Raw genomic sequence first — 5,820 nt, forward strand, 5'->3', positions numbered from 1 at the left:
CGCCCGGGGCCAGGGTGATGCGGTTCAGCAGCAGCGCCGCCAGCACCCCGGCGTCGCCGGGATAGCGCTCGCCCAGCTCGAGCACGGTCTTGGCCTCGGCGGCGAATTCGGTCGCCCCCGAACTGAGGTACGCGATCGCGCCGTCCAGCACGGCGGTCACCAGCACGTCGATGTCGGGTTGCGGCGCGGTGATCCACGTGGTGAACAGCGCGCGCAGGCCGTCGGCGTCGGACTGGTCGTTGAGCAGGTCGATGTAAGGGTCCAGGTCGGAGACGGCCAGCGCCCGCAACAGCTCGACGGTGCGCGAGGCCTGCCGGAAGCCGGCCAGCGCCTCGAACGGGTGCAGCGCCACCAGCAACTCGGGCTTGTGCGACGTGTCGCGGTAGTTGCGCACCGGTGAGGTCAGCGGAATGCCGACCCGCTCTTCGCGCATGTAGCCCTCGGCCGCCTGGGCGGCGCTGGGATGGGCCTGCAACGACAGCGGCTCGTCGGCGGCCAGCACCTTGACCAAAAACGGCAGCACATCGCCGAAGCGGGCCCGCGACGCCGGCCCGAGCTGTCCCTCCGGGTCCTCGACCAGCGCCTCGAGCAACGTGATTTCGCCGTTGTCGGTCTCGAGCCAGGCCGGATCGCCCGGGTGCGCCCCAAACCAGAGTTCGGCCTCGGGGTGCGCCGCCGGCACCGGTCGTTCGGTGAACTCGGCGATGGCGGTACGCGAACCCCAGGCGTACGTTCTCAAGGCCCCGCGAAGCAGTTCCACTGTTGTATCTATCCCCGCACCAGTCGCATATAAACCGCGGCCATTTCCAGTCGGACGGCCAATACTGCCAGTTGCTGCTCGGGACTACCGGGGCCCCCCAGCGCCGGCGAAACGCCGTAGCCGGCCGAGCCGCCGGGCCCGTCGGGCACATCCTCGGCGGCGAGCAGGTAGACGTTGTCCAGGCCGGCGGTGCGGGCGGCGACGCCCGGCTGCTCGGCCGCCAGGACGACGGCCAGTATTCGCAACCGCTGCGGCAGCGGCCCGTCGATCTCTTCGTCGTGAAAGAGGGCAGCGTCGGGATCGGTGAAGCCGTCCCCGGAACCAGCCGACGCCGCGGCGTGCAGGGCGACCAGCGCGTCGGCCAGCCCGGTGGCCGGCGTCACCTGGTTGGCGACCCGCAACAGCACCGAGCTGCCGTGCCGGGCCAGCGCCAGCGTCGCGGCGCCATCACCCGCCAGCGCGATCTGGCGCTCGGCGATCCGCGCGGCCAGCAGCTTGGCCGGGTTGGTGAACAGCTCCCGGGCGGCGCTGTTGCGCAGCGCCTCGGCGTCCAGCTCGTCGGCGAGCAAGCCCAGGTCGACGGTCGGTCGCGGGTCCAGGGCGTGCACCACCGCCAGGCCGGCGGCCAGATACCGGCACAGCCCGAACTCGTCGGGAACCCAGAGCCGGGGCGCCAGCACCGCCGCGCCCCCGGCGGTGGCGTCGCGCAGCGGGCCCTCGTACGGCGCCGCCACCACCACCCGGGCGCCGCGGCGCAGCCCGGTCGCGGCCGCGGCGGCCAGCGCCGGATCGCCGGGATCACCGCCCGCGACGATCAGCACGTCGAGCGGGCCCACCCACGGCGGTGCCTCGCCGGCCAGCACGAAGGGCTGCGACGCCGCTCCGCCCAGCGTCGCGGCCAGCATCGTCCCGGCGCTCTCGGCCGTACCGCGGCCGGCCACCCAGATGACGCTGCGCGGGCGATCGTCGGCGCGCAGCGGGTCCAGCGCGCCCTCGTCGACCGCGGTGGCGATCGCGCGCGCCTGCGCACCCGCCGACGACGCTGCGCGCAGCAGGCCGTCGCGGTCGGCCGCCAGCAGGCCCTCGGTGTCCTCGAGATTGACCGCCCGGGTGGCGTTCACGGCGCGGCCTTCGCGCCCGACCCGTTGGCCGAGGCCGCGCTGATCTCGTTGCTGATCTGGGCGACCACCGCGGCCACGTCCTCGGCCGTGCGCGCCTCGACGTTGAGCCGCAGCAACGGCTCGGTGTTGGAGCTGCGCAGGTTGAACCAGCTGCCGTCGCCGAGGTCTGCCGTCACCCCGTCGACGTGATCGAGGGAGTGGATCCGGGTGCCGAATGACTTGAGCACCGCTTCGGTGCATCGCGCGGCGTCGGCCACCGTGAAGTTGATCTCGCCGGAGGATTCGTAGCGCTGGTAGTCCGCGGTCAGCTCCGACAGCGGGCGGTCCTGCTCGCCGAGGGCTGCGAGCACGTACAGCGCCGCCAGCATCCCGGAGTCGGCGCCCCAGAAGTCGCGGAAGTAGTAGTGCGCCGAATGTTCGCCGCCGAAGATCGCGCCGGTGTCGGCCATCAGCGCCTTGATATAGGAGTGCCCCACCCGGGACCGCAGTGGCGTGCCGCCGCGCTCGGCGACCAGTTCGGGCACCGCGCGCGAGGTGATCACGTTGTGGATGATCGTCGCGCCGATCTCGCGGCCCAGCTCGCGGGCGGCCACCAGGCTGGTCACCGTCGACGGCGACACGGGGTTGCCCCGCTCGTCGACCACAAAGCAGCGATCGGCGTCTCCGTCGAACGCCAGCCCGATGTCGGCGCCGGTCTCGCGCACGAAAGCCTGCAAGTCGGTCAGGTTGGCCGGGTCGAGCGGGTTGGCCTCGTGATTGGGGAACGTGCCGTCCAGCTCGAAGTACAACGGCTGCAACGTGATCGAGCCGATCGGGCCCAGGACCGCGGGCGTGGTCAGGCCGGCCATGCCGTTGCCCGCGTCCACGGCCACCCGCAGCGGGCGCAGCCCGGCGGTGTCCACCAGCGACCGCAGGAACTGTCCGTAGTCGGCCAGCACGTCGCGATCGCTGACGGTGCCGGGGTCGCCGTCGTAGCCGTCGACGCCGGCGATCACGTCGTCGGCGATCAGCCGCAGTCCGGTGTCGGCACCGACCGGCTTCGCCCCCGCCCGGCACAGCTTGATGCCGTTGTAGGCCGCCGGGTTGTGGCTCGCGGTGAACATCGCGCCGGGGCAGTCCAGCAGCCCGGAGGCGAAGTAGAGCTGATCGGTGGATGCCAGGCCGATGCGCACCACGTCCAACCCCTGGCGTATCACGCCGTCGGCGAACGCGGCGGCCAGCGCGGGCGAGCTGTCCCGCATGTCGTGGCCGATCACGACCTGTCCGGCGCCCTCGGCGCGCATCAGTTTGGCGAAGGCTGCGCCGAGATCGGTGACCAGCGGCTGGTCGAGCTCTTCGCCGACCAGCCCACGCACGTCGTACGCCTTGACGACACGGTGGACTGTCGCGGCGGGCCGAGACATGCGGGACTCCTGACGACGTGAACTCTTGGCCGTCAGCCTATCGGGCCACGAACCAGAGGCTAGCTAGTCGCTGGGATCGGGCAGCACGCGCAGATGCCCGCGGCGCCGTCCGGACCGGTGCTCGGGCGGTGCGAGCACGCTGCTGCTGGGCGCGGTGGCCTGGGCGCCGCCGTGCTGGATGTGCGCATCGGCGAAGCCGTTCACCGGTGTCACGGCGTACGGCGCGGCGCGATTGCCTCCCTCGCGCACCGCGTCGGCGAGGGCGACAAGGTCGTCCTCATCGGGGTGGGCGGGCTCGGCGAGCAGCGGGCCGGCATGGCGCACCAACTCCCATCCGCGGGGGGCGGTGATCCGGCCGGCGTGGTTGACGCACAAGTCCCAGGAATGCGGTTCCCGCGCGGTCGCCAACGGACCGACGACTGCCGTCGAGTCCGAATAGACGAACGTCAGGGTCGCCACGGCGTAGTGCGGGCACCCGGGCCGGCAACAGCGACGGGGAACGTTCACGAGCGAAAGGCTATCGTGCGCAAACGCCCCCGAAGCGCCGGACACGCGCAACCGACCGGCCCTCGATGTGCAACCGTTACCATCGGCGCGTGGGCGATTCGCGCAGCTCCCCGCGAAGAGATCGGTTTTACGACGGATCGGTGCCGCGCCGAGCCGCGACCCATCGACCCTTTCGCCGCGGGCGCGATATGCGCGGCCCGCTGTTGCCGCCGACCGTGCCGGGCTGGCGCAGCCGCGCCGAGCGGTTCGACATGGCGGTGCTGGAGGCCTACGAACCCATCGAGCGGAGCTGGGCCGACCGGCTGGGCGAACTGGACGTGGCGGTCGACGAGATTCCGCGCATCTCGGCCAAGGATCCCGACAGTGTGCAGTGGCCACCCGAGGTGATCGCCGACGGGCCGATCCCGCTGGCGCGCTTGATCCCGGCCGGCGTCGACATCCGCGGTAACTCCACGCGGGCGCGAATTGTGTTGTTCCGCAAGCCGATTGAACGACGGGCGAAGGACACCGTCGAACTCGGCGACTTGCTGCACGAAATCCTGGTGGCCCAGGTCGCCATCTATCTCGACGTTGAGCCGTCGGTCATCGATCCGACGATCGACGACGAATAACTTTTCCGCTGCGCGTCGCGCGTGGAGCGCTGGAGGCTTAACGCTCAGCGCGCGTTGCAATCAGCGTGCGTCAGATTATGCCGCGCTTGAGGCGGCGGCGCTCGCGTTCGGACAAACCGCCCCAGATGCCGAAGCGCTCGTCGTGCTCGAGGGCGTACTCGAGGCACTCATGACGCACCTCGCACCCCAGGCAGATCTTCTTGGCCTCGCGGGTGGAACCACCCTTTTCGGGGAAGAAGGCCTCGGGGTCGGTCTGGGCGCACAGCGCCCGGTCCTGCCACTGATCGGCGGCCGGCTCGGGCATGGGCTCGGGCTCGAAAGCGATTGGGGCATCAGGGACCACGGTCAAATGGGGCCGAGCGGGGCGGTCCAGTGCCGGGTCGATGTCAGTGTGCGGCGTGCTCGCCATGGCGCCTCGAAAAGTTTCGTAAGACATACGGTCGTCCGCCTCCTCAGCTTGATTGGAGAGAGAGTGATTGGTTTCCCACTGTTCTGATGTACAGACAATTCGAACAAGTGATCGAATCTCGGTCTGCGACACCGGAGTCGGCCGGCCAACCGGGAAATGACACTGTTGTGATTAGACACGGGTTGATCTGCCGGGTCAAGCACTTCGGCGCATTTCCATACCATCTCGTGATCGAATTTCGGCGTTTCTGTTGTCTTGCGCCTTCGGCGTGTCGATCACACAGCCCTCAACTTTCCCACACGTTGCCCACAAGCGCTGGGGAACCGCAACTTTGAGGCAGCCCCGACGGGCCCGCCACGGCACGCTCGCCGGGCAGTACTGTCGTGCAATGTGAAGGTCACCGTTCTGGTCGGTGGGGTTGGCGGCGCCCGCTTCCTGCTGGGGGTTCAACAGCTGTTCGGGCTCGGTCAGTTTCAAACGCAACGGCGTCCGGACACGGAACCCGGCAGTCACGAGCTGACGGCGATCGTCAACATTGGCGATGACGCCTGGATCCACGGACTGCGGGTCTGCCCCGATTTGGACACCTGCATGTACACCTTAGGTGGAGGTGTAGATCCGGAGCGAGGGTGGGGTCACCGCGACGAAACCTGGCACGCCAAAGAGGAATTGGCGCGCTACGGGGTGCAGCCGGACTGGTTCGGACTCGGCGATCGGGACCTGGGCACCCACCTGGTGCGCACCCAGATGCTCAATGCCGGCTATCCCCTCTCGCAGATCACCACCGCGCTGTGCGACCGCTGGCAGCCCGGCGCGCGGCTGCTGCCCGCCAGTGACGACCGCTGCGAGACCCACGTGGTGGTAACCGATCCCGACGACGGCAGCCGGCGGGCCATCCACTTCCAGGAGTGGTGGGTGCGCTACCGGGCCCAGGTGCCCACCCACAGCTTCGCGTTCGTCGGCGCCGAAAAGGCGACCGCCACAACCGATGCCACGGCGGCCATCGCGG

At 70.0% G+C, this 5,820-nt stretch carries 7 protein-coding genes; 2 read left to right on the plus strand and 5 right to left on the minus strand.

The window, feature by feature from the left end; translation table 11 throughout:
- The 4 genes from manA to A5622_RS23165 form a co-directional block, all read right to left on the minus strand.
- The coding region (gene manA, locus A5622_RS23150) for a mannose-6-phosphate isomerase, class I (RefSeq protein WP_066881467.1) at positions 1-760 on the minus strand (760 nt) is incomplete at its 3' end.
- Between the two features lie 8 nt (positions 761-768).
- Complete coding sequence (locus tag A5622_RS23155) at positions 769-1,881, minus strand: TobH protein (RefSeq protein ID WP_066868500.1); 1,113 nt, start codon at positions 1,879-1,881, stop codon at positions 769-771.
- Positions 1,878-3,284: a phosphomannomutase/phosphoglucomutase gene (locus tag A5622_RS23160; RefSeq protein WP_066868498.1), complete on the minus strand. Its 1,407-nt coding sequence runs from the start codon at positions 3,282-3,284 to the stop codon at positions 1,878-1,880. Before A5622_RS23160 ends, A5622_RS23155 begins: the two co-directional genes overlap by 4 nt.
- Positions 3,285-3,347: 63 nt before the next feature.
- Positions 3,348-3,791: a DUF3499 domain-containing protein gene (locus tag A5622_RS23165; protein WP_197505214.1), complete on the minus strand. Its 444-nt coding sequence runs from the start codon at positions 3,789-3,791 to the stop codon at positions 3,348-3,350.
- A 188-nt stretch (positions 3,792-3,979) separates the two neighbouring features.
- Between A5622_RS23165 and A5622_RS23170 the strand changes: the two genes are divergently transcribed.
- Positions 3,980-4,402 carry a metallopeptidase family protein gene (locus A5622_RS23170; RefSeq protein WP_066868494.1) on the plus strand — a complete coding sequence of 141 codons (423 nt, stop codon included), beginning with the start codon at positions 3,980-3,982 and terminating at the stop codon, positions 4,400-4,402.
- A 70-nt stretch (positions 4,403-4,472) separates the two neighbouring features.
- On the opposite strand, the gene A5622_RS23175 is transcribed toward A5622_RS23170, so the two are convergent.
- Positions 4,473-4,811 carry a WhiB family transcriptional regulator gene (locus tag A5622_RS23175; protein ID WP_066868492.1) on the minus strand — a complete coding sequence of 113 codons (339 nt, stop codon included), beginning with the start codon at positions 4,809-4,811 and terminating at the stop codon, positions 4,473-4,475.
- 390 nt (positions 4,812-5,201) lie between these two features.
- Between A5622_RS23175 and cofD the strand changes: the two genes are divergently transcribed.
- A partial coding sequence (cofD, locus tag A5622_RS23180) for a 2-phospho-L-lactate transferase (RefSeq protein WP_066881472.1) occupies positions 5,202-5,820 on the plus strand: 619 nt, incomplete at its 3' end.

Origin of the sequence: Mycobacterium sp. 1245801.1 (assembly GCF_001673055.1) — a bacterium.
GTDB lineage: Bacteria > Actinomycetota > Actinomycetes > Mycobacteriales > Mycobacteriaceae > Mycobacterium > Mycobacterium europaeum_A.

Coding starts and splice junctions, on each gene's coding strand:
- A5622_RS23160 (WP_066868498.1), bottom strand. CDS start 3,284: ATGTCTCGGCCCGCCGCGACAGTCCACCGTGTCGTCAAGGCGTACGAC.
- A5622_RS23170 (WP_066868494.1), top strand. CDS start 3,980: ATGCGCGGCCCGCTGTTGCCGCCGACCGTGCCGGGCTGGCGCAGCCGC.
- A5622_RS23175 (WP_066868492.1), bottom strand. CDS start 4,811: ATGGCGAGCACGCCGCACACTGACATCGACCCGGCACTGGACCGCCCC.